Below are 20,442 nucleotides of genomic sequence, written 5' to 3' on the forward strand. Positions count from 1 at the left end.
TCGTAGTGCCCCCGGCGTCAGTTGACGACGAGGCCAGTGTGGAGCTCCCACCGATCAAGCCGTTCGCGGCCGGGCAGGAAGGCCAGTTCGACGAGCACGTCGAGGCACGCCACACGCCCGCCGACCTTCTCGATCAGCTCGCAGGCAGCCACGGCCGTGCCCCCGGTTGCGAGCACGTCGTCGACGACGAGGACGTTCGCACCGGGCGTCACCGCGTCCGTCTGCACCTCGATCGTCGCCGAGCCGTACTCGAGGTCGTAGGAGGCGGAGACGACGTCACCGGGCAGCTTGCCCTTCTTGCGGATCGGCACGAAACCGACGCCCATGCGCTGCGCCAGCGGCGCGCCGATGATGAACCCGCGCGCCTCGACGCCCGCGACGACGTCGACGCCGTCATGACGCTCGGCCAGCAGGTCGAGCACCTGCCCGAACGCCGCCGGGTCGGCGAACAGGGGCGTCAGATCCTTGAAGACGACACCGGGGCTCGGGAAGTCGGCGATGTCACGCGTGTGGCGGGCGACGACGTCGGCGATGCGCTGCTCGATCATCGCGGCGGCCTCAGTCGTCACGCTTGGCAGCGGGGTGGATGCCGCGCGTGCGCGCCGTCTGCGACGCGCCACCGCCCTGGGAAGGGGCCGGCGCCGTCACGACGCCCGAGGCGGACGCCGCGGTGGCGTGCTCGTCGTCGGTCGTGGCACGCGACTGGTAGCTCCCGGCTCGACGCGCGAGCTCCTGGACGCCCTTCTCGCGGCGGCGCAGGTCCGTCAGGGCCGGCGTCGCGATGAAGATCGACGAGAAGGTGCCCACGGCGATACCGATGAACAGGGCGACGGCGATGTCGAGCAGCGTGCTCGGGCCGATGAACAGCGCGCCGACGACGAGGATGGCCGAGATCGGCAGCAACGCCACGACGGAGGTGTTGATCGAGCGCACGAGCGTCTGGTTGACCGCGTAGTTCGCGGCCTGGTCGAAGCTGCGGCGGCCGGTCGCGAACGCCTCGCTCGTGTTCTCGCGCACCTTGTCGAACACGACGACGGTGTCGTAGATCGAGTAGCCGAGGATCGTGAGGAAGCCGATCATCGTCGCCGGCGTCACCTCGAGCCCGGTGAGGGCGTAGATGCCGACCGTGAAGAACAGGTCGTGCAGCAGGGCGATGAGCGCGGCGGCGGCCATCGTCCAGGTGCGGAAGTACAACGCGAGCAGGACGGAGACGAACGCGAGGAAGACGAACAGCGCGACGATCGCCTTGTGCGTCACCGTCTCACCCCACGAGGGGCCGATGAACGAGGACGTGACGTTGCTCGGCGACACGCCGAACTCCTTCGCGAGGGACGTCTTGACGGCGTCCGTCGCGTCGGCGGTGCCGTTGCCGAGCTTCTCGCTCTGCACGCGGATCGTGTCGGAGCCGAGCTTCGTCACGACGATGTCGGCGTTCGAGCCGGTCGCCGACTGGACGGCCTTCTCGGCGCGCGTGTCGTAGTCGTGCGTGCTCGAGACGCCGGGCACGCGCAGTTCCGAGCCACCGGTGAACTCGAGGCCGAAGTTGAGCCCTCGACCGAACAGACCGACGGCGGCGAGCGCGAGCAGCAGCGCCGTCAGGGCGTACCAGCGCTTGCGCTTGCCGATGAAGTCGATCTGACGACGACCGGTGAACAGGTCGTTGCCGAATGTTGCGAGGCTGGCCATCAGGCTGTCTCCTCCTGTGCAGCGGCGCGGCGGCGATCGGCGATCGTCACGCGACCGCGGCCCGCGTACGCGGCCTGACGGGCGCCCAGACGCGCGGGGTCGAGACCGGAGGCGGGGTGGCCGCCACCGAAGAACTTCGTGCGGGCGAGCAGGGCCAGCACCGGGTGGGTGAAGAACATGACGACGACGATGTCGATGATCGTCGTGAGGCCGAGGGTGAACGCGAACGCCTTGACGGTGCTCTCCGACAGCACGTACAGCACGGCGGCGGCGAGGAAGTTCACCGCGTCCGAGATGATGATGGTGCGCTTCGCGCGCGTCCATCCCGTCTCGACGGCGGCCCGCAATGGCCGTCCGGCGCGCACTTCGTCTCTGACGCGTTCGAAGTACACGATGAACGAGTCGGCCGTGATGCCGATGGCGACGATGAGGCCGGTGACACCCGCCATCGACAGGCGGAAGTTGTTGAGCGAGCCGAGCAGCGTGACGGCGAGGTACGTCATCGCCGCGGCGACGAGCAGGCTCGCGACGGTGACGAGGCCGAGCGCGCGGTACTGGATGAGCGAGTACAGCACGACGAGGCCGAAGCCGATGGCGCCCGCGATGAGGCCCTTCGTCAGCTGGTCGGAGCCGAGCTGGGGGCTGACCTGGTCGGAGGTGAGTTCCTTGAAGGACATCGGCAGCGCACCGAACTTCAGCGAGTCTGCGAGCAGCTTGCCGCTCGACTCGGTGAAGCCACCGGTGATCTTCGCCTGGCCGTCCGTCAGCGGGGCCTGCACGGTCGGCGCCGAGATCGACTGACCGTCGACGACGATGGCGAAGCGGTTGCGGGGCTGCTCGAGCGGGGCGACGCGACGCGTCACGTTCGCCAGGGCCGTCTTGCCCGAGCCGTTGAGCGACAGGTTGACCGCGACCTCGCCGGTCTGGTTGCCCTGCTGGTTCGTGTCGAGGCCGCTGCTCGCGTCCGTCAGCTGCGAACCCTTGATCTCGACCGGGCCGAGGAGCAGCTTCTCGTTGCCCTCCTTCGCGCACATGACGGTCGGCTTGTTGTCAGGGGCGGCCGCGGCCACCTCCTGGTAGGCCGGGGTGCAGGCGTAGAGCTGCAGCAGCTGGTTGTACGTCGTCGACGGGGTCGCGATACCGGCCTTGACCCAGACCGAGTCGACCTTCTCGTTTCCCCACGCCGGGTCGCTCGCGTTGGCCGGGCCGGCGGTCTTGAATGCGGCCGGCAGTCGGTCCTTCGAACTGGACGACGGTGACGACGAGGCCGAGCTCGACGCAGAACCAGAAGCGGAGGCCGATGAAGACGGTGACGCGGACGCCGAGCCGGAGGCGCCGTTCGAGGGGTTGACGACCTCGGGCAGGCGATACGGCGAGGTACCCGTGGTGCTGCCCTGCGCGGCGGCGATGACTGCGCGGAAGTTGAGCTGCGAGCTGCGCGAGAGCGAGTCGAGCACCTGCTGGCTGGGGTTTCCGGGGATGGAGACGACGATGTCCTTCTCCCCCAGCGTCGTCACCTCCGCCTCGGACGTGCCGGTGGCGTCGACGCGGTTGCGGATGATGTCGACGGCCTGCTTGACCTGGCTCGAGTTGACGCTCTTGCCGCCTGTGACGACCGGTTCGAGGACGACGGTGCGCCCACCTTCGAGGTCGAGCCCCAGCTTCGGTGTCCAATGTCCCGTCGCAGCGATGCCACCGACGAGGACGAGGAACAGGGCGAGAAGCACGGCCAAGCCACGCTTGGGGTTGGTGTGCTTCGGCTTCTTGCGCGCCGCGGGGCGGTTCGAATCGACCGTATAACGGTTTTCGTCGGCGCGCTCGGCGCCTGCGGGCGTGCTCATCGACCCTTCTCCATCTCGTCGGGGGCTGCGGGCAGCAGAGCCCGACGATCGAACCTCACCACGGTGCCGGGGGCGATCTCGAGGTGTCCACAGACGTCGTCGAGTTCGCGCAGCGTGCCGAACAGCCCACTCGTCGTGCGCACCTCGTCACCGACGCGAAGCGCGGCCTGCGCGCGCATCGTCGCCTGGGAGCGCCGACGCTGCGTGAAGAACATCAGCGCGAGCAGGAGGAAGGGCAGCAGTACGAGCAGGATCGGGAAGCCCGAGCTTCCCGCCTGCGACTCGGCGACCAGGTACGGCATGTGGGTCCTCACGTCAGATCTCGAAGCGCCTCGCGCGCTCTCACCGGTGCGCGGTGCGCGGACTCGAGCGGTGGCCGCACCACCCTACCCGGTGAAACGTCCGCCCCCGTCGTCGGTGTCGCGCTGAAATGTCTCGGTGAAGTGCCCGTCCGGCGGGCGCAGCCCGAGGTGCGTCCACGCCCGCGGTGACGCGGCGCGCCCACGCGGCGTGCGGATCATGTAGCCCTCGCGCACGAGATACGGCTCGGCCACCGTCTCGACCGTGTCGGGTTCTTCACCGACGGCGACGGCCAACGTGGACAGCCCGACCGGCCCACCCCCGAAGCGTCGGCACAGGGCTTCGAGCACCGCGCGGTCGAGGCGATCGAGGCCGTCGTCGTCGACGTCGAACAGCTCGAGCGCGGCACGCGCGGACGTCAGGTCGACGACGTGGCGCCCGTGCACCTGCGCGTAGTCACGCACGCGGCGCAGCAGCCGGTTGGCGATGCGCGGCGTGCCGCGGGAGCGGCCGGCGATCTCGGTGATGCCCTCACGCGTCGCTGGTACGCCGAGCAGGTCGGCGTTGCGGGCGAGGATGTCGGCGAGGTCGGCCGCGTCGTAGTAGTCGAGATGGCCGGTGAAGCCGAAGCGGTCGCGCAGTGGCGCCGGCAGCAGACCGGCGCGCGTCGTCGCACCGACGACGGTGAAGCGCGGCAGTTCGAGGGGGATCGCGGTGGCCCCTGGGCCCTTGCCGACGATGACGTCGACCCGGAAGTCCTCCATCGCGAGGTAGAGCATCTCCTCCGCGGGGCGGGCCATGCGGTGGATCTCGTCGAGGAAGAGCACCTCCCCCTCGTTGAGCGAGCTCAGGATGGCGGCCAGGTCACCGGCGTGCTGGATGGCAGGGCCGCTCGTGATGCGGATGGGCGCCTCGAGCTCACTCGCGACGATCATCGCGAGCGACGTCTTGCCCAGGCCGGGCGGGCCGGAGAACAGGATGTGGTCGGGCGGCGTCGCTCGGCGCCGGGCCGCCTCGATGACGAGGCTCAACTGCTCGCGCACGCGTGGCTGCCCGGGGAAATCGGCCAGCTTCTTCGGTCGCAGGGCCGCTTCGAGCTGCTGCTCGTCCTCGGTGCCGTTGGGGTCGACGAGGCGCGGCGAGACGTCGGCGCTGTGGTCCTCGAAGTGGGACGGGCTCATCGGCCCAGCTCGCGCAGCGCCAGCCGGAGCAGCGTGGGCGTGTTCGCGCCCTCGGCCTCAGGACGGGCAGCCACCTTGGCGACGGCGTCCTCGGCCTGTTTCGCGCTCCAGCCGAGCCCGATGAGCGCCTCGGCGACCTGGTCGTCACCCGCAGTGGCCGGGACGACGGCCTGGGGCGCCGCCTCCCCGCCGCCACCACTGACGGAGACGACCTTGTCCCGCAGTTCGAGGACGATGCGCTCGGCGCCCTTCTTGCCGATGCCGGGCACCTTCGTCAGCGCCTTGACGTCGCCGCCCGCGATCGCGGTGGCGAGCTGCTGCGGCGGGTGCACGGCGAGCATCGCGAGGGCGAGACGCGGCCCCACGCCACTGACCGTCTGGACCTGCTCGAACAGGGCCCGTTCGTCGTCGTCGGCGAAGCCGAAGAGTGTCAGCGAATCTTCACGCACGACCAGGGACGTCGCGAGGCGCGTCGACTCCCCCGGGCGTGCCGCGGCGGCGGTTGCCGGCGTCGTGTGGACGAGCAGACCCACGCCACCGACCTCGACGACGACGCTGTCGAGACGGGCGGTGAGCACCTCACCGGTGAGGCTGGCGATCATGGGCGAACTCCCCTGTTGGCGGGTCGAGTGGCAGGCGCGCTCTGGGACGCGGCGCCGAGGGCGTCACGGTATGTCTTGCTCGCCGAGCGGGAACGTCGCGCCGCGGCAGCCGCAGCCTGCCGGTACGCGACGGCGGCCGGCGCCGTCGATGCTCCGTCAGCGCTCGCACCCCGGCGTGCCAGCCCGCCACCGCGCCAGTGATGACAGATGGCGAGGGCGAGCGCGTCGGCGGCGTCGGCCGGTCTGGGAGCGACCTCGAGGCCGAGGATGCGCGTCACCATCGTCGTCACCTGCGCCTTGTCGGCGCGCCCGTTGCCCGTCACCGCCGCCTTGACCTCCGAGGGCGTGTGCAGCCCGAGCGGCAGGCCGCGTTCAGCCGCGGCGAGCATCGGGACGGCCGACGCCTGCGCAGTGCCCATGATCGTCGAGACGTCGTGGCGCGCGAACATCCGCTCGACGGCGACCGCATCGGGTTGGGTGCGCTCGAACACGGCGTCCAGTTCGACGCGCAACTCATAGAGGCGTTCGTGCAACGGCAGGTCTGCCGAGGTACGGATGACCCCCACCGTCACGATCTGCAACGTCGAGCCCTGGCCCGTCGCGACGACGCCCACGCCGCAGCGCGTCAGACCGGGGTCGACAGCGAGCACCCGCACGTCACACCTCCGGCCTCGACGGGTGCGAACGACGCACCCGATAGAACACTTGTTCGCATCCACCGTACCCGATGCACGCGACGGCCGTGCCCCGCGGGGCACGGCCGTCGATCACTCACGGAACGACCGGGATCAGTCCTCGGCGTCCAGTTCGGCGAGAACCTCATCGGAGACCTGGCCGTTGGCGAAGACGTTCTGCACGTCGTCCGAGTCCTCGAGGGCCTCGATGACGCGGAACATCTTCTTCGCGCCGTCCTTGTCGAGCGGCACCTCCATCGACGGCACGAACGACGCCTCGGCCGAGTCGTAGTCGATGCCGGCGGCCTGCAGTGCCTCACGCACGCCGACGAAGTCACCCGCCTCGGACACGATCTCGAAGGATTCGCCGAGGTCGTTGACGTCCTCCGCGCCCGCTTCGAGCACGATCTCGAGCAGCGCGTCCTCCGTCGTGTCGGGCTTGTCGCCCTGCGCCTTCGGGACGATGACGATGCCCTTGCGGTTGAACAGGTAGGCGACCGAACCGGAGTCCGCCATCGAGCCACCGTTCTTCTGCAACGCGGTGCGGACCTCAGCGACGGCGCGGTTCTTGTTGTCCGTCAGGCACTCGATGAGCAGCGCGACGCCACCGGGCGCGTAGCCCTCGTACGTGAGGGCCTGGTACTCAGCGCCACCGGCCTCGGCGCCGGAGCCGCGCTTGACGGCGCGGTCGATGTTGTCGTTGGGCACCGACGACTTCTTCGCCTTCTGGATGGCGTCGTACAGCGTCGGGTTGCCCGTCGGGTCACCGCCGCCGGAGCGGGCCGCGACCTCGATGTTCTTGATCAGCTTCGCGAACAGCTTGCCGCGCTTGGCGTCGATCGCAGCCTTCTTGTGCTTCGTCGTCGCCCACTTGGAGTGACCGCTCATGTCTGCCTCTCGGATGCTCGTGCTGCCGTGCTCGAACACGCCCGATGCGGGGCGCGGGGCGAACGCGACGGCAGATGGGCGCGCTCGCTCGGATCGCGGGCCAGTCTAGCGCCGTCGCGAGCCGCGGCCCCAGTCGTCATCCGCGAGCGTGCTCGACCATGCGCACGAACAGGGCGTGGACGCGCGCGTCGTTCGTCACCTCCGGGTGGAACGACGTGGCGAGCAGATTGCCCTGACGCACGGCGACGACGGCCTCACCGCCCGTCGGCAGCGCGACGCTGGAGAGCACCTCGACGCCAGCGCCGACCTCCTCGACCCAGGGCGCGCGGATGAACACCGCCCGCACCGGGCCGCCGTCCACGCCGTCGACGGTGACGTCCGCCTCGAACGAGGCGACCTGACGACCGAACGCGTTGCGCCGCACCGTGACGTCGAGCCCGCCGAGCGTCTGCTGACCCGCCGCCCCGTCGAGGATCCGATCGGCGAGCAGGATCATGCCGGCGCACGAGCCGTAGGCCGGCATCCCCGCGGCGATGCGTTCGCGCAGCGGTTCGAGGAGGTCTCCCTGAGCGATGAGGCGCATCATGACCGTCGACTCCCCGCCGGGGATGACGAGTGCGTCGACGTTCGCAAGATCCGCGGCACGACGAACGCGCACGGCATGCGCGCCGACGTCCTCCAGCATGCGGACGTGCTCGACGACGTCGCCCTGCACCGCGAGCACCCCGATGACGATCCGTGGCGTTGATTCCATGCCCGCGACCCTATGACACAGGCGTATCTGCTACCCGTGTGGCGCGCGCAGGGGCGGTGGCCCCATACTTTCCGGGTGAGTACTGAAGCGAGCGTGACGAGCGAGGGCGCGTCCACCCCCGAGTCGGCCCCCGGCGGCCATGCGAAGAAGGGCATGGCCGCGCTCATGCTCGGCGCCCTGGGCGTCGTCTTCGGTGATATCGGCACCAGCCCGCTGTACTCGGTGCAGAGCGTCTTCAACGTCGACCACAACGCCGTCGTCGCCAACGAGAGCGACATCTACGGCGTCATCTCCTGGATGTTCTGGGCACTCACCATCATCGTGACCATCAAGTACGTCCTGTTCGTCCTGCGCGCCGACAACGACGGCGAGGGCGGCATCATGGCGCTCGCCGCGCTCGTGCGCCAGGGCGTGCCCAAGGGCGGCAAACGCTGGGGCATCGTCATGATCCTCGGTGTCATCGGCGCGTCCCTGTTCTTCGGCGACAGCGTCATCACGCCCGCTATCTCCGTCATGTCGGCCATCGAAGGTCTCGAGACGGTGCATGAAGGGCTCACCGAGTACGTCGTCCCCATCGGCGCGATCGTCATCACAGCGCTGTTCTTCATCCAGCAGAAGGGCACGGACGCCGTCGGCAAGTTCTTCGGCCCCGTCATGATCGTCTGGTTCGTCACCCTCGCCGCGCTCGGCGTCAACCAGATCGTCCGCGACCCGGAGATCTTCCGAGCACTGCTGCCGACGTACGCGGGCAGCTTCGTCATCGGCCACCCCTTCATCGCGTTCGTCGCGGCCGGCTCGATCGTCCTGTGCGTGACGGGCGCCGAGGCACTGTACGCCGACATGGGCCACTTCGGTCGCGCGCCGATCACGCGCGCCTGGTTCGTGCTCGTCTTCCCCGCCCTCATCCTCAACTACATGGGGCAGGGCTCGCTCATCCTCAGCGACCCGAAGAACATCTCCAACCCGTTCTTCTTGCTCGCCCCCGAATGGGCCAAGCTCCCCCTCGTCATCCTCGCGACCGCGGCCACCGTCATCGCCTCGCAGGCCGTCATCTCCGGCGCGTTCTCCGTCGCCCGCCAAGCGGAGCGCTCCGGCTACCTGCCCCGCATGACGGTGCGTCACACCGGCGAGGAGGAAGAGGGCCAGATCTACATCCCCGGCGTCAACTGGGTGCTGTTCATCGGCGTCATAACGCTGCTGCTGGCGTTCCGCAGCTCCGAGAAACTCGCCGTCGCCTACGGCCTCGCCGTGACGGGCACGTTCCTCATGACGACGACACTGTTCCTCGTCTACGCGCAGAGCACGCTCAAGTGGCCCAAGTGGCGCCTCGTCGTCCTCGGCTTCTTCCTCTACCTGTTCGAGGGGATCTTCTTCACCGCCAACGTCGCGAAACTGTTCCACGGCGGCTGGCTGCCCGTCGTCATCGCCTGCGGCATCGGCCTGTCGATGCTGACGTGGCAGAAGGGCCGCGACATCGTCGCGCGCCGCCGCCACGACATCGAAGGCCCCCTCGACGACTTCGTGCGCTCCGCCCGCTGCGGTGAGCTGCGCGAGGTCCCCGGCACCGCAGTGTTCCTCCACCCCGACCGGACGACGACGCCGCTCGCCATGCGTGAGAACGCCAACTTCAACCACGTCATCCACGAGAACGTCTTCATCGTGACGACGAAGAGCGCCAACGTGCCGCACATCGCACTCGAGGAGACCGTCGTGCTCGACCACCTCGGCAACGACTACGACCGCATCACCCACCTGACGCTGCGCTACGGCTTCCAGGACGACCAGGACGTGCCCGCCGCCCTGCGCATCGCCGCCGACCAAGGCGTCGACATCGACCCCGACACCGCCTACTACTTCGTCTCCGAGATCGGCCTCATCGACGCAGGCCGCCCCGGCATGTCGAAGCTCCGCAAACTGCTGTTCATGGCGATGAGCCACAACGCCGCGGTCCCCGCCGACTACTTCCGCCTCCCCAAGGAACGGACGGTGATGATGGGGGCTCAGATCCTTCTCTGATCCGCGAGCGGATCAAAGAAGGATCTGAGCCGTTGTCCCGCGTGACGTCGGGGTCGGACCATGTCTACTCGGGTCGTCCTCTGCTTCCTCGATGGCCCGTGATGACATTTCTTTGCGCACGTCTTGGGATCCGAGAGGCCAGCTCACTTCGACGCGAGCACCGCGGCCCATGGGGTCCGAGGCGCCACGGTCAGCGTGACAAACACGCTCGAGCCCTCTGGCCGTTCACCGACCGCACCCCGCGACGGCGCTGCGACCTCGACGCCGCAGTGGACGCGACCGCGACCCCAGCGAGCAACGACGTGCGAAAGCCCCGAAGGTTCGTCGCACCGAATGAGCACGTGTCCGGGGCGAGCTTGCGAGCCCCGGACACGGCGAACCGGAAGAGAGCCGAGGAATTATCACCAACCCCGTTCGGACAGGCGGTGGGGTTCGGGGATCTCGTCGACGTTGAGGCCGACCATGGCTTCGCCGAGGCCGCGGGAGACCTTGGCAAGGGTGTCGGGGTCGTCGTAGAAGGTGGTGGCCTTGACGATGGCTTCGGCGCGTTGGGCGGGGTTGCCGCTCTTGAAGATGCCGGAGCCGACGAAGACGCCTTCGGCGCCGAGCTGCATCATCATGGCTGCGTCGGCGGGCGTCGCGATGCCGCCTGCGGTGAACAGGACGACGGGCAGCTTGCCCTTCTCGGCGACCTCACGCACGAGGGCGTAGGGAGCCTGCATCTCCTTGGCCGCGACGTAGAGTTCGTCCTCGGCCATCGACGTCAAGCGGCGGATCTCGCCGCGGATCTTGCGCATGTGCGTCGTCGCGTTCGACACGTCGCCGGTGCCCGCTTCACCCTTGGAGCGGATCATCGCGGCGCCCTCGTTGATGCGTCGCAGCGCCTCACCGAGGTTGGTCGCGCCGCACACGAACGGCACGTCGAAGGCCCACTTGTCGATGTGGTTGGCGTAGTCGGCGGGCGAGAGCACCTCCGATTCGTCGATGTAGTCGACGCCGAGCGCCTGCAGCACCTGCGCTTCGACGAAGTGCCCGATGCGCGCCTTCGCCATGACGGGGATCGACACGGCCTCGATGATGCCGTCGATCATGTCGGGATCACTCATGCGCGAGACACCGCCCTGCGCGCGGATGTCCGCGGGCACACGTTCGAGGGCCATGACGGCGACGGCTCCTGCGTCCTCGGCGATCTTCGCCTGCTCGGGGGTGACGACGTCCATGATGACGCCGCCCTTGAGCATGTCGGCCATGCCGCGCTTGACGCGGTCGGTCGCCACGGCGGTGTTCTGTTCGGAGCCTGCAGAGCTCATGTGTTCGTCCCTCTTTCTGATGGGCGCCGCGGATGCGACGCGAGAGCCCACGCTAGCCCCGAGACGGGCATGAAGGAGACAGATGATCGTCGATGGCAGCTACCGGCCACGGCATGATGGGGCCGACGACGCCAGCCCGAACACGGCTGCTCCGGCAGAAATCAGCGCCACGCGTCGGTGCGACCAAGGCCGTGGACGCGGGTGGCAAACGTGACTTCTTCCGGCAGCTGCGTGCGTCCAGCCAGGTGCAACGCCCGGACGATCGCCTTGGCGCGTACGCGACGTACGTCGCGTACGGCCTCGTTGTGGAATCGGTAGGCGAGTTCGACGCGATCGCATGCGTCTGCGAGACGCTGACGGGCCCCGTCGTCACCCTCCGCGGGCGCGCTGCCTGGGACGTCAGGCACGGTGCTGATCGGGCGGCGCCCAGCTGCTTCCGCCCGCGACGCGGCGCCGTCCGTCGCCGACGCGTCACCCACGACGAGCGCAAGCGTCTGCGTCAGCGCCGTCTCGGCCTGCGCACGCTCGACGGGTACGCCGACCTGTTGCACGTCGTCCGTGATGAGGGCGCCGTCGGCGGCCTGCAGCGAATCGGCCGCCGACGAGGCGAGCAGCAGCGCGCTCGCCGGGTCGAGAGCGGTGGCCTGCGCGTACTCGGCCGCGGCCTCGGCGCGGCGCACGAGCTGCGCGTCGAGCGAGGCCAGCGACCCCTCGACGCGAGCGTGCAGCCGGTCGAGGCGCGCTGCGGTGTAGCTGAGATACCAGGCGAGCCCGAGCAACAGCGCGACGACGACGGCGACGTCGGCCCACACGCCGCTCATGATCGGCGTCCCGCCACCGCAGCGGCCGCGGCATGCGAACTGCGGACCGTCTCGTACGCGGAGACGACCTGCTGCCCGACGGCCGACCAGTCGTACAGCCGCGCGCGCTCTCTCCCGGCCCGGGACAGGGCGTCACGCGCCCCGCGGTCAGCGAGCACCCCCGTCACCGCATGCGCCAGCGCCGCCGCGTCGCCGGTGTCGAAGAGGACGCCGCAGCGGCCGTCGTCGAGCACGCGCGCGAAGGCCTCCAGATCGCTGGCGACGACGGGGGCGCCGGCGCTCATCGCCTCGATGAGGATGATCCCGAAGCTCTCGCCACCGGTGTTGGGCGCGACGTACGCGTCGCACGACGCCAGCAACGACGCCTTCTCGCCGTCGCTGAGCAACCCGAGGAACTCGACGTGGCCCTCAGCCGAGGCGGGCACCTCCCGCCGCGCCGCGGCGACGTCACCCGGCCCGGCGACGAGGACGCGCACCCCGGGGTGCGCCCGGGCGATGAGCGGGACGGCGTCGAGCAGGACGCGCAGGCCCTTGCGCGGCTCCCCCATGCGTCCGAGAAAGGCGATCGTCGGGCGCTCGCCGCCAGCCTTCCAGCGCACCTCCGGGCGAGCCGTCGCGAACCGGTCGACGTAGACGCCGTTCGGCACGAGCGCGGCGTCACCGCCGAGATGGCGCGCGACGGTGTCCCGCGCGGCGCGCGAGACGGCGATGCGCCCGGTGATCTTCTCCAGCGCCGGGCGCAGGAACGGTTGGGCGAGCTGCAGCGCGCGCGAGCGCTCGATCGAGGTGTGGAACGTCGCGACGACCGGCCCGTCGTACGTGCGCAGCGCGAGCAGCGACACGCTCGGCGTCATCGGTTCGTGGACGTGCAGGACGTCGAAGTCGCCGCGCTCCACCCAGCGCGCCGTCCGGCTCGCCGCGACCGGACCGAACGCCAGGCGCGCGACGGAACCGTTGTAGCGGATCGGCATCGCTCCCCCGGCGCTCGTCACGTACGGCGCACCCGCGTCGTCACCGTCGCTCGGCGCGAGGACGCTGACCTCGTGCCCTTCTGCGAGCAGGTACGTCGCGAGGTCGCGCACGTGCAGCTGCACACCGCCGGGCACGTCGAACGAGTACGGGCTGACGAGGCCGATCCGCACCGCTCAGCCCCAGCGCGCGTCGAGGTCGCGGACGAACACGCGCTGCATCATGTGCCAGTCCTGCGTGTGCTCGCGGATGGCGCCGCCGAGCGCGTCGGCGCACGCCTGGACGGCGGCCTGCACGTCGGCGCGGGCATCATCGGTGTGGGCGATGTCGACCGCCGGGTGGAAGCGGATGGCGATGCCCCAGCCGCTGCCGCCGTCGCGCCGGCGGTAGGTGATCGTGATCGGCACGAGTGCCGCACCGGTGCGTCGGGCGATGACGGCGGGGCCGGCAGCGAGGCTGGCCGGCTCGCCGCACAGGTCGACGGTGACGCCGCGGCTCGTGAGGTCGCGATCCGACAGCAGCGGCGCGAACGCACCCGGTTCGCGCACGAGCGTCTCGACCTGGCCGAGGACGTTCTCGCCCTTGGTCAGGGGGATGATCGTCATGCCCAGCTCTTCGCGGAAGTGCAGGAACGCGCGGAAGAGAGCGTCGGGCTCGAGTCGCTCGGCGACCGTCGTCACGTGCGCGAGCTGTGACGCCGACCAGGCGCCCGCGAGATCCCAGTTGCCGAGGTGGCCGAGGTAGGCGACGACGCTGCGTCCATCGGCGAGCATGCTGCGGGTCGCCTCGAGTTCACCCGAGGTGGTCACCCGCTCGGCGATCTGCTCACGCGTCAGCGAAGGCAGTCGGAACGCCTCGCACCAGTAGCGCAGGTACGAGCGCACGCCGGCGGCGACGAGGGCGTCGAGGGCTGCGTCGTCGAGTTCGGGGCGCACGATCGCGTAGTTGGAGCGCATCCGCGCGACGCTCGCGCCGCCGCGGCGCGTCGTGACGTCCGCGATGACGTCGAAGAGGCGGTGGGCGGCGCGCTCGGGCAGCGCCCGCACGCCCCACCAGGCGCCCTTGAACGCTGCGACGGTGACGGCGTCGCGGGCGCGCGTCGTCAACCCCTCGGCGGCCACGCGCTCAGCCCTCGAACGGCGTGGCGAGGGCCTGCCCCCGCACCATGAGCATGCGCTGCACGACCGTGATGAACGATGCGACGGCGAGCAGCGTGAGCACGACGGTCAGCACGATCTCGGGCAGGAACCAGCCGACGAGGCCGGTCGTGACGAGCACGGCGACGAGACGGTCGGCGCGCTCGGCGATGCCGACGTTCGCCTGCATGCCGAGACCCTCGGCCCGGGCCTTGGCGTAGGAGACGACCGAGCCGAGCACGAGGCACGCGAGCGCGAGGCACGCCATGAGGAAGTTGTCGCCCTTGCCCGCGTAGTACAGGACGAGGCCGCCGAAGATCGCGGCGTCACCGACGCGGTCGAGCGTCGAGTCGAGGTAGGCACCCCACGTCGACGAGCGGCCCGACAGGCGCGCCATGTTGCCGTCGAGCATGTCCGAGAAGACGAAGACGGTGATGAACAACGTGCCGACGAGGAAGTCGCCGCGCGGATAGAACCACAGTGCACCGAACGCGACACCGACGGTGCCCACGATCGTCACGACGTCGGGGCTGATGCCGAGACGCAGCAGGAGCTGGGCGATGGGCCGGAAGATGGCGGAGAAAAACGCGCGCGCGTACTTGTTGAGCATGGTGGTTCAACTGTAGCGGTTCGATATACCCGTTCGAGGCAGCGCACTGCCCGTGGTGCCCGGTGTCAGTCGTTCGGCCAGTTCGCGACGATGCGCTGACGGCTGTCCTCGAGCAGCACCGGCAGCGCCTTGGTGCGCCCGATGATCGGCATGAAGTTCATGTCGCCACCCCAGCGCGGCACGATGTGCTGATGCAGGTGCGCCGCGACGCCGGCACCTGCGACGTCACCCTGGTTCATCCCGAGGTTGAACCCGCCCGGGTTCGACGCGGCCTTGAGGGCACGCACCCCGGCCTTCGTCAGCTTCGTGAACTCCTCGGTCTCGTCGTCGGTGAGGTCGATGTACGAGGCGACGTGACGGTACGGGCACACGAGCAGGTGGCCCGGGTTGTACGGGAACAGGTTCATCACGACGAAACAGTGCTCACCACGGTGGACGATGAGGCCGTCGGCGTCGGTCTTCGTAGGCGACGCGCAGAACGGGCAGCCGTGGCCGGCGTCCTTCGTCGGACGCTCGCCCTCGATGTACGCCATGCGGTGCGGCGTCCACAGCCGCCCGAACCCGTCGGCCTCGCCCGCGAAGGCGCCGGCTTGCTCGATGAGGATGTCGTCCTGCGAATCAGTGTTGAACTCGTCGACCATGGCCCGATCCTAGAGCCCCGCCTGCCTCGACGCAGCGGCCGCGGGTGGGCTCGCGCGCACCATGCACCCCGGGTGAGCGGTCTCAGACCGCCGCGATCTCGCGCAGACGCGCCGGGACAATGGTTCGGTCGGCTTCCCCCGCGTGCGCGACGTCGCCGACACGGCCCGCCAACGTCCGCGCGACCTCGGCCGCGTCGCCGTCACCGACGACGGCGACGATGCTCGCCAGCCCGGCGAGGCCCGTGACGGCGTCCTCGAGGTCGAGCCAGTCGTCGTCATCGAGGCCGGCCGCCGCCCCCGGCCATGCGACCGAGGCGGCCATGACGCCGTCACGAGCCCACTGCTCGACAGCGTCGCGCGCGAGGGCGCCGTCAGCACCGAGGTGCAGGACGACGGCGTTCGCGACCGGTTTGGACGGGCAGGCGATGCAGCGCTCGCGCTGATCGAGCGCCCAGATGACGTCGTCGCTCATGACGCACGCTCCGCATCGCGGCGGGCGTCGAGGCCGAACGGCGCCACACGCTGCATGTGACGTTCGTCCGGCGGGCCGAAGCCGGCCCGTTCGTACAGCCTGCGGGCACGCGGACGGGCGTTGAGCATCATTCGCGCGACGTCGTGCGCGTCGGCCCAGGCGTCGACGATCCGCAGCATCCGCTCGGCCAGGCCCTGGCCGCGCGCCGACGGCGTGACGAAGACGACCGCGATGTAGAGCGACGGCTGCGCCGGCCGAGCCAGCGCCGGGGGCCGGTGCACGAGCGACGTCTGCACCATGCCGAGAGCCGTCCCGTCAGCACTCGAGGCGAGCCACGTCGGCAGATCGTCGTAGTGCGCGAGCCAGTGATCGGCATACTCGGTGATGAAGCCGGGGCGGTTGCTCTCCCCCGCCTCGAGGTCCATCTGCAGACGCAGCGCCGCGCAGGCGAACGCGTCTTCGCGGCGCGCGCGGACGATCGTCGGTGTCATGGCAACAGTCAAGCACGGCATGAGGGTCGTCGCCCGTAGGCGCGTCGCGTCAGCACGGGGCCGCGACCGGAATGTGAGACAGCATTCCCGCCTGATGACACCACCCGGCCTAGAGTGGCTGCAGGTCACGAGCGCCAGCGTCAAACCCCGGTTTGCTGGCCGGCAACCCTCCCACCGCGGCGGGGTGCTCCGGGTGACGACCTGGCCCGGCGCCGAGCGCGTCCGGGCAAGCGCGGAGGGATTCCCCTTCGGGCACCACACGTACGGTGCGCCGCCCGTGCGTCCACGCACTCCTCGAGAGGGACATCATCATGAGCTCCGAGAACTGGGCCTTCGAGACCAAGCAGATCCACGTCGGCCAGAACGTCGACGGCGACACCGGCGCCCGGGCGCTGCCGATCTACCAGACGACGTCGTTCGTCTTCGACTCCGCCGAGACCGCGGCCAACCGCTTCGGCCTGTCGGATCTCGGCCCCATCTACACACGCATCGGTAACCCGACGGCGCAGGCGGTCGAAGACCGCATCGCCGCGCTGGAGGGCGGCGTCGGCGCGTTGCTGCTCGCGTCGGGTCAGGCGGCGACGACGTTCGCCATCCTCAACGTCGCGCAGGCCGGCGACCACATCGTCGCCTCGTCCGCGCTGTACGGCGGCACGTACAACCTGCTGAAGTACACGCTCAAGCGACTCGGCGTCGAGACGACGTTCATCGACAACATCAACGATCTCGACGAGTGGCGCGGCGCCATCCGCGACAACACGAAGCTGCTGTTCGGCGAGACGCTGAGCAACCCCGACCAGAAGGTGCTCGACGTGCGCGGCCTCGCCGACATCGCGCATGACGCCGGGGTGCCGCTGTTCGTCGACAACACCGTCGCGACGCCGTACCTGCTGCGCCCGATCGAGCATGGCGCGGACGTCGTCATCCACTCCGCGACGAAGTACCTCGGGGGGCACGGGACGTCGATCGCCGGCGTGCTCGTCGACGCCGGGACGTTCGACTACGCCGCCGACCCGGCGAAGTTCCCGCAGTTCAACGAGCCGTCGGAGAGCTACCACGGTCTCGTGTTCGCCCGCGACCTCGGCGTCGGATCGCCGCTCGGCGCGAACCTCGCCTTCATCCTCAAGGCGCGCGTCGAACTGCTGCGCGACCTCGGCGCGGCCGTCTCCCCGTTCAACGCGTTCCTCATCGCGCAAGGCCTCGAGACGTTGTCGCTGCGTGTGGAGCGACACGTGGAGAACGCGAAGAAGGTCGTCGAGTTCCTGAAGTCGCAGCCGCAGGTCGAGACGTTGTTCTACGCCTCCGACCCGTCGAGCCCCTACAAGGAACTCGCCGACCGCTACCTGCCCGCCGGCTCCGGCGCCGTGCTGTCGTTCGAGATCGCCGGCGGCGTCGAGGCGGGCAAGAAGTTCGTCGACGCTCTCGAACTGCACTCGCACGTCGCGAACATCGGTGACGTCCGTTCCCTCGCCATCCATCCTGCGTCGACGACGCACTCCCAGGGCAGCGACGAGGACCGCCGCGGCGCCGGCGTGACGCCCGGACTCGTGCGGTTGAGCGTCGGCATCGAGAACTCCGCCGACATCATCGCCGACCTCGAGAAGGGCTTCGCTGCAGCGAAGTGACCGTGCGCTGAGGTGGGTCCCCGCGACGGGTGACGCAACCGGGTTCCCTACCCCGAGCGTGGTCACCCGGCCGTGTCGAACGCCGGCCCTCGGGTGCACATGCCAACACACGAGCGCGCCCCCGAACCGCGAGGTTCGGGGGCGCGCGTCGTCGTCGAGGCAGACGTCAGCCGGCCGTCGGGTCGGTGTTCTGACGTTCGGTGATGACGCGGGTGATCTCGGCGATCGCGTCGGCCACCGGCACGCCGTTCTTCTGCGACCCGTCGCGGAAACGGAACGAGACGGCGCCGTTGTCGCGGTCCTCTTCACCGGCGATCAGGATGAACGGCGCCTTCGACTTGGACGCGTTGCGGATCTTCTTCGGGAAGCGGTCGTCGCTCATGTCGACCTCGACACGCACGCCGGCTTCGCGCAGCTTCATCGCGACGTCCTGTAGGTAGTCGTAGTACTCCTCCGCGACGGGCACGGCGAGCACCTGAACCGGCGCGAGCCACGCCGGGAACGCGCCCGCGTAGTGCTCGACGAGCACGCCGAGGAAGCGTTCGATCGAGCCGAACTTCGCCGAGTGGACCATGACGGGCTGCTGACGCGAACCGTCCGCCGCCTGGTACTCGAGGCCGAAACGAGCGGGCTGGTTGAAGTCGTACTGGATCGTCGACATCTGCCAGGTACGGCCGATGGCGTCGCGCGCCTGCACGGAGATCTTCGGGCCGTAGAACGCGGCACCGCCCGGGTCCGGCACGAGCTCGAGGCCGGACTCGAGCGCGACGTCCGACAGCACCTTCGTCGCGATGTCCCACTGTTCGTCGGTGCCGATGAACTTGTCCTTCTTGTCCCCGTCGACGTCGCGCGTCGAGAGCTCGAGGTAGAAGTCGTTCATGCCGAAGTCGCGCAGTAGGCCGAGGATGAAGTCGAGCAGGTGCTTGATCTCTCCCGGCGCCTGTTCGGGCGTGACGTAGCTGTGCGAGTCGTCCTGGGTGATCATGCGCACGCGCGTCAGACCGGAGAGCACGCCCGACTTCTCGTCGCGGTACACCGTGCCGAACTCGAAGAAGCGCAGCGGCAGCTCACGGTAGGAGCGCCCACGCGAACGGAAGATCTCGTTGTGCATCGGGCAGTTCATCGCCTTGAGGCGGTAGTTCTGCCCGTCGACGTCGAGGGGCGGGAACATCCCGTCCGCGTAGTACGGCAGGTGACCCGAGGTGTAGAAGAGGTCTTCCTTCGCAATGTGCGGCGTGCCGACGTAGGAGAAGCCCTCCTCGATGTGACGGCGGCGGACGTAGTCCTCCATCTCACGCTTGATGATGCCGCCCTTGGGGTGGAACACCGGCAGGCCGGGGCCGATGTTCTCGGGGAAGCTGAACAGGTCGAGCTCGGCGCCGAGCTTGCGGTGGTCGCGCTTCTCGGCCTCGGCGAGGCGCTCGAGGTAGGCCTTCAGCTCGTCCTTCGTCGGCCACGCAGTGCCGTAGATGCGCTGCAGCTGCGGGTTCTTCTCGCTGCCGCGCCAGTATGCGGCGGCCGAACGCATGAGCTTGAACGCGTTGCCGAGCACCTTCGTCGACGGCACGTGCGGGCCGCGGCACAGGTCGCCCCAGGCGACGGTGCCGTCGCGGCGGACGTTGTCGTAGATCGTCAGCTCACCGCCACCGACCTCGGCCTCCGCGCCCTCGGCCGCATTCGCAGCGTTGCCCTTGAGGCCGATGAGCTCGCACTTGTAGGGCTCGTGCGCGAGTTCTTCGAGGCCCTCGGCGTCGGTGATGACGCGGCGGTTGAACGTCTGGCCCTCGTTGACGATCCTCTGCATCGCCTTCTCGAGCTTCTTGAGGTCGTCGGGCGTGAACGCCTCGGCGACGTCGAAGTCGTAGTAGAAACCGTCGGTGACGGGCGGGCCGATGCCGAGCTTCGCGCTCGGGTTGATCTGCTGCACCGCCTGCGCGAGCACGTGGGCCGCGGAGTGACGCAGGACGGCGAGGCCCTCCGGGTCTTGAGCGGTGACGGGCTCGACGGACGCGCCGTCCGGGATCTCGCGGAACAGGTCGCGCAGTTCACCGTCGATGCGCATGACGAGGACGGCCTTGTCGCCGCCGAACAGGTCCGTGCCCGTCGTGCCCTGCTCGACCTCGCGTGGTTCGCCGTTGACGGTCAGGGTGATGTTCTCGGACACGGCTGTGCTCCTTGTTCGTGACGTGCAGACTCGGCCGCACACGTACGAATGGCACGGCCCGTGCGGCCAAGGCTACCGGGTGCCCCCGACCACCCCACGTCGAGCCGCCGGCACCACCCAGGCGTGACGTTGGTGGCTCTTCACGAACGAGGGTGTAGTCGGTTGAGCGCGTCAGTGGCCGGGTAGGGGTCGAGGTCTCCCGGATGATGGAAGTTCTTCACGCTCGCCATCCCGAAAGACCTCGACGTGCTCCACCCTACT

Annotated in this window: 20 protein-coding genes and 1 riboswitch; of the genes, 2 read left to right on the plus strand and 18 right to left on the minus strand. The window is 69.4% G+C overall.

Annotated elements, in window-relative coordinates; all coding sequences use genetic code 11:
- Window positions 1-17: 17 nt before the first annotated feature.
- The 9 genes from NQ706_RS11800 to pdxT form a co-directional block, all read right to left on the minus strand.
- On the minus strand, window positions 18-548 hold the full coding sequence (locus tag NQ706_RS11800; protein ID WP_038567957.1) for an adenine phosphoribosyltransferase: 531 nt from the start codon (window positions 546-548) through the stop codon (window positions 18-20).
- A 10-nt stretch (window positions 549-558) separates the two neighbouring features.
- A complete protein-coding gene (gene secF / locus NQ706_RS11805; RefSeq protein WP_006944836.1) occupies window positions 559-1,686 on the minus strand; it encodes a protein translocase subunit SecF in 1,128 nt (375 codons plus the stop codon).
- Window positions 1,686-3,527 carry a protein translocase subunit SecD gene (gene secD / locus NQ706_RS11810; protein ID WP_038567955.1) on the minus strand — a complete coding sequence of 614 codons (1,842 nt, stop codon included), beginning with the start codon at window positions 3,525-3,527 and terminating at the stop codon, window positions 1,686-1,688. The genes secF and secD overlap by 1 nt, the downstream gene beginning before the upstream one ends.
- The gene (gene yajC / locus NQ706_RS11815) at window positions 3,524-3,829 is read right to left on the minus strand and encodes a preprotein translocase subunit YajC (protein WP_038567953.1); all 306 of its coding nucleotides are present in this window, start codon (window positions 3,827-3,829) and stop codon (window positions 3,524-3,526) included. Before yajC ends, secD begins: the two co-directional genes overlap by 4 nt.
- A gap of 84 nt (window positions 3,830-3,913) precedes the next feature.
- On the minus strand, window positions 3,914-5,008 hold the full coding sequence (gene ruvB, locus NQ706_RS11820; protein ID WP_006944831.1) for a Holliday junction branch migration DNA helicase RuvB: 1,095 nt from the start codon (window positions 5,006-5,008) through the stop codon (window positions 3,914-3,916).
- Window positions 5,005-5,610, minus strand: a complete 606-nt coding sequence (gene ruvA, locus NQ706_RS11825) for a Holliday junction branch migration protein RuvA (RefSeq protein WP_038567951.1) — start codon at window positions 5,608-5,610, stop codon at window positions 5,005-5,007. The genes ruvB and ruvA overlap by 4 nt, the downstream gene beginning before the upstream one ends.
- Window positions 5,607-6,266, minus strand: a complete 660-nt coding sequence (gene ruvC / locus NQ706_RS11830; protein ID WP_051805844.1) for a crossover junction endodeoxyribonuclease RuvC — start codon at window positions 6,264-6,266, stop codon at window positions 5,607-5,609. The genes ruvA and ruvC overlap by 4 nt, the downstream gene beginning before the upstream one ends.
- A 132-nt stretch (window positions 6,267-6,398) precedes the next feature.
- Window positions 6,399-7,172, minus strand: coding sequence for a YebC/PmpR family DNA-binding transcriptional regulator (locus NQ706_RS11835; protein ID WP_038570805.1), 774 nt, complete (start codon window positions 7,170-7,172; stop codon window positions 6,399-6,401).
- A gap of 136 nt (window positions 7,173-7,308) precedes the next feature.
- Window positions 7,309-7,926, minus strand: a complete 618-nt coding sequence (gene pdxT, locus NQ706_RS11840) for a pyridoxal 5'-phosphate synthase glutaminase subunit PdxT (RefSeq protein ID WP_038567949.1) — start codon at window positions 7,924-7,926, stop codon at window positions 7,309-7,311.
- A gap of 75 nt (window positions 7,927-8,001) precedes the next feature.
- Here pdxT and NQ706_RS11845 point away from each other — a divergent pair, with 75 nt between their 5' ends.
- The gene (locus NQ706_RS11845; protein ID WP_235182026.1) at window positions 8,002-9,942 is read left to right on the plus strand and encodes a potassium transporter Kup; all 1,941 of its coding nucleotides are present in this window, start codon (window positions 8,002-8,004) and stop codon (window positions 9,940-9,942) included.
- A 401-nt stretch (window positions 9,943-10,343) separates the two neighbouring features.
- Here NQ706_RS11845 and pdxS read toward each other — a convergent pair whose 3' ends face one another.
- The 8 genes from pdxS to NQ706_RS11885 form a co-directional block, all read right to left on the minus strand.
- Window positions 10,344-11,252: a pyridoxal 5'-phosphate synthase lyase subunit PdxS gene (gene pdxS / locus NQ706_RS11850; RefSeq protein WP_006946845.1), complete on the minus strand. Its 909-nt coding sequence runs from the start codon at window positions 11,250-11,252 to the stop codon at window positions 10,344-10,346.
- 161 nt (window positions 11,253-11,413) lie between these two features.
- A complete protein-coding gene (locus NQ706_RS11855; RefSeq protein WP_038567945.1) occupies window positions 11,414-12,073 on the minus strand; it encodes a hypothetical protein in 660 nt (219 codons plus the stop codon).
- Complete coding sequence (locus tag NQ706_RS11860) at window positions 12,070-13,215, minus strand: glycosyltransferase family 4 protein (protein ID WP_038567943.1); 1,146 nt, start codon at window positions 13,213-13,215, stop codon at window positions 12,070-12,072. Before NQ706_RS11860 ends, NQ706_RS11855 begins: the two co-directional genes overlap by 4 nt.
- 3 nt (window positions 13,216-13,218) lie before the next feature.
- Window positions 13,219-14,163, minus strand: a complete 945-nt coding sequence (locus NQ706_RS11865) for a phosphatidylinositol mannoside acyltransferase (protein ID WP_038567941.1) — start codon at window positions 14,161-14,163, stop codon at window positions 13,219-13,221.
- Window positions 14,164-14,167: 4 nt separating this feature from the next.
- On the minus strand, window positions 14,168-14,788 hold the full coding sequence (gene pgsA, locus NQ706_RS11870; RefSeq protein WP_006946837.1) for a phosphatidylinositol phosphate synthase: 621 nt from the start codon (window positions 14,786-14,788) through the stop codon (window positions 14,168-14,170).
- 65 nt (window positions 14,789-14,853) lie between these two features.
- The gene (locus NQ706_RS11875) at window positions 14,854-15,429 is read right to left on the minus strand and encodes an HIT domain-containing protein (RefSeq protein ID WP_051805843.1); all 576 of its coding nucleotides are present in this window, start codon (window positions 15,427-15,429) and stop codon (window positions 14,854-14,856) included.
- An 82-nt stretch (window positions 15,430-15,511) separates the two neighbouring features.
- On the minus strand, window positions 15,512-15,901 hold the full coding sequence (locus NQ706_RS11880) for a hypothetical protein (RefSeq protein ID WP_038567939.1): 390 nt from the start codon (window positions 15,899-15,901) through the stop codon (window positions 15,512-15,514).
- Complete coding sequence (locus tag NQ706_RS11885) at window positions 15,898-16,392, minus strand: GNAT family N-acetyltransferase (RefSeq protein WP_051805841.1); 495 nt, start codon at window positions 16,390-16,392, stop codon at window positions 15,898-15,900. The genes NQ706_RS11880 and NQ706_RS11885 overlap by 4 nt, the downstream gene beginning before the upstream one ends.
- Before the next feature lie 123 nt (window positions 16,393-16,515).
- A riboswitch (SAM riboswitch) is annotated at window positions 16,516-16,631 on the plus strand.
- A gap of 72 nt (window positions 16,632-16,703) precedes the next feature.
- Here NQ706_RS11885 and NQ706_RS11890 point away from each other — a divergent pair.
- On the plus strand, window positions 16,704-18,017 hold the full coding sequence (locus NQ706_RS11890) for a bifunctional o-acetylhomoserine/o-acetylserine sulfhydrylase (protein ID WP_038570798.1): 1,314 nt from the start codon (window positions 16,704-16,706) through the stop codon (window positions 18,015-18,017).
- Between the two features lie 166 nt (window positions 18,018-18,183).
- Here the strand turns inward: NQ706_RS11890 and thrS are convergent, their stop codons facing one another.
- Window positions 18,184-20,181 (minus strand): threonine--tRNA ligase, encoded by a 1,998-nt coding sequence (gene thrS / locus NQ706_RS11895; protein ID WP_006944552.1) that lies wholly within the window; start codon window positions 20,179-20,181, stop codon window positions 18,184-18,186.
- Window positions 20,182-20,442 lie beyond the last annotated feature (261 nt).

Source organism: Dermacoccus sp. BD5, from assembly GCF_044878485.1.
GTDB lineage: Bacteria > Actinomycetota > Actinomycetes > Actinomycetales > Dermatophilaceae > Dermacoccus > Dermacoccus nishinomiyaensis.

What these genes read in the sequence shown, in the direction of transcription:
- NQ706_RS11800 (WP_038567957.1), bottom strand. Translation starts at nt 548, where the DNA reads ATGATCGAGCAGCGCATCGCCGACGTCGTCGCCCGCCACACGCGTGAC.
- secF (WP_006944836.1), bottom strand. Translation starts at nt 1,686, where the DNA reads ATGGCCAGCCTCGCAACATTCGGCAACGACCTGTTCACCGGTCGTCGT.
- secD (WP_038567955.1), bottom strand. Translation starts at nt 3,527, where the DNA reads ATGAGCACGCCCGCAGGCGCCGAGCGCGCCGACGAAAACCGTTATACG.
- yajC (WP_038567953.1), bottom strand. Translation starts at nt 3,829, where the DNA reads ATGCCGTACCTGGTCGCCGAGTCGCAGGCGGGAAGCTCGGGCTTCCCG.
- ruvB (WP_006944831.1), bottom strand. Translation starts at nt 5,008, where the DNA reads ATGAGCCCGTCCCACTTCGAGGACCACAGCGCCGACGTCTCGCCGCGC.
- ruvA (WP_038567951.1), bottom strand. Translation starts at nt 5,610, where the DNA reads ATGATCGCCAGCCTCACCGGTGAGGTGCTCACCGCCCGTCTCGACAGC.
- NQ706_RS11835 (WP_038570805.1), bottom strand. Translation starts at nt 7,172, where the DNA reads ATGAGCGGTCACTCCAAGTGGGCGACGACGAAGCACAAGAAGGCTGCG.
- pdxT (WP_038567949.1), bottom strand. Translation starts at nt 7,926, where the DNA reads ATGGAATCAACGCCACGGATCGTCATCGGGGTGCTCGCGGTGCAGGGC.
- pdxS (WP_006946845.1), bottom strand. Translation starts at nt 11,252, where the DNA reads ATGAGCTCTGCAGGCTCCGAACAGAACACCGCCGTGGCGACCGACCGC.
- NQ706_RS11855 (WP_038567945.1), bottom strand. Translation starts at nt 12,073, where the DNA reads ATGAGCGGCGTGTGGGCCGACGTCGCCGTCGTCGTCGCGCTGTTGCTC.
- pgsA (WP_006946837.1), bottom strand. Translation starts at nt 14,788, where the DNA reads ATGCTCAACAAGTACGCGCGCGCGTTTTTCTCCGCCATCTTCCGGCCC.
- NQ706_RS11875 (WP_051805843.1), bottom strand. Translation starts at nt 15,429, where the DNA reads ATGGTCGACGAGTTCAACACTGATTCGCAGGACGACATCCTCATCGAG.
- NQ706_RS11880 (WP_038567939.1), bottom strand. Translation starts at nt 15,901, where the DNA reads ATGAGCGACGACGTCATCTGGGCGCTCGATCAGCGCGAGCGCTGCATC.
- NQ706_RS11885 (WP_051805841.1), bottom strand. Translation starts at nt 16,392, where the DNA reads ATGACACCGACGATCGTCCGCGCGCGCCGCGAAGACGCGTTCGCCTGC.
- NQ706_RS11890 (WP_038570798.1), top strand. Translation starts at nt 16,704, where the DNA reads ATGAGCTCCGAGAACTGGGCCTTCGAGACCAAGCAGATCCACGTCGGC.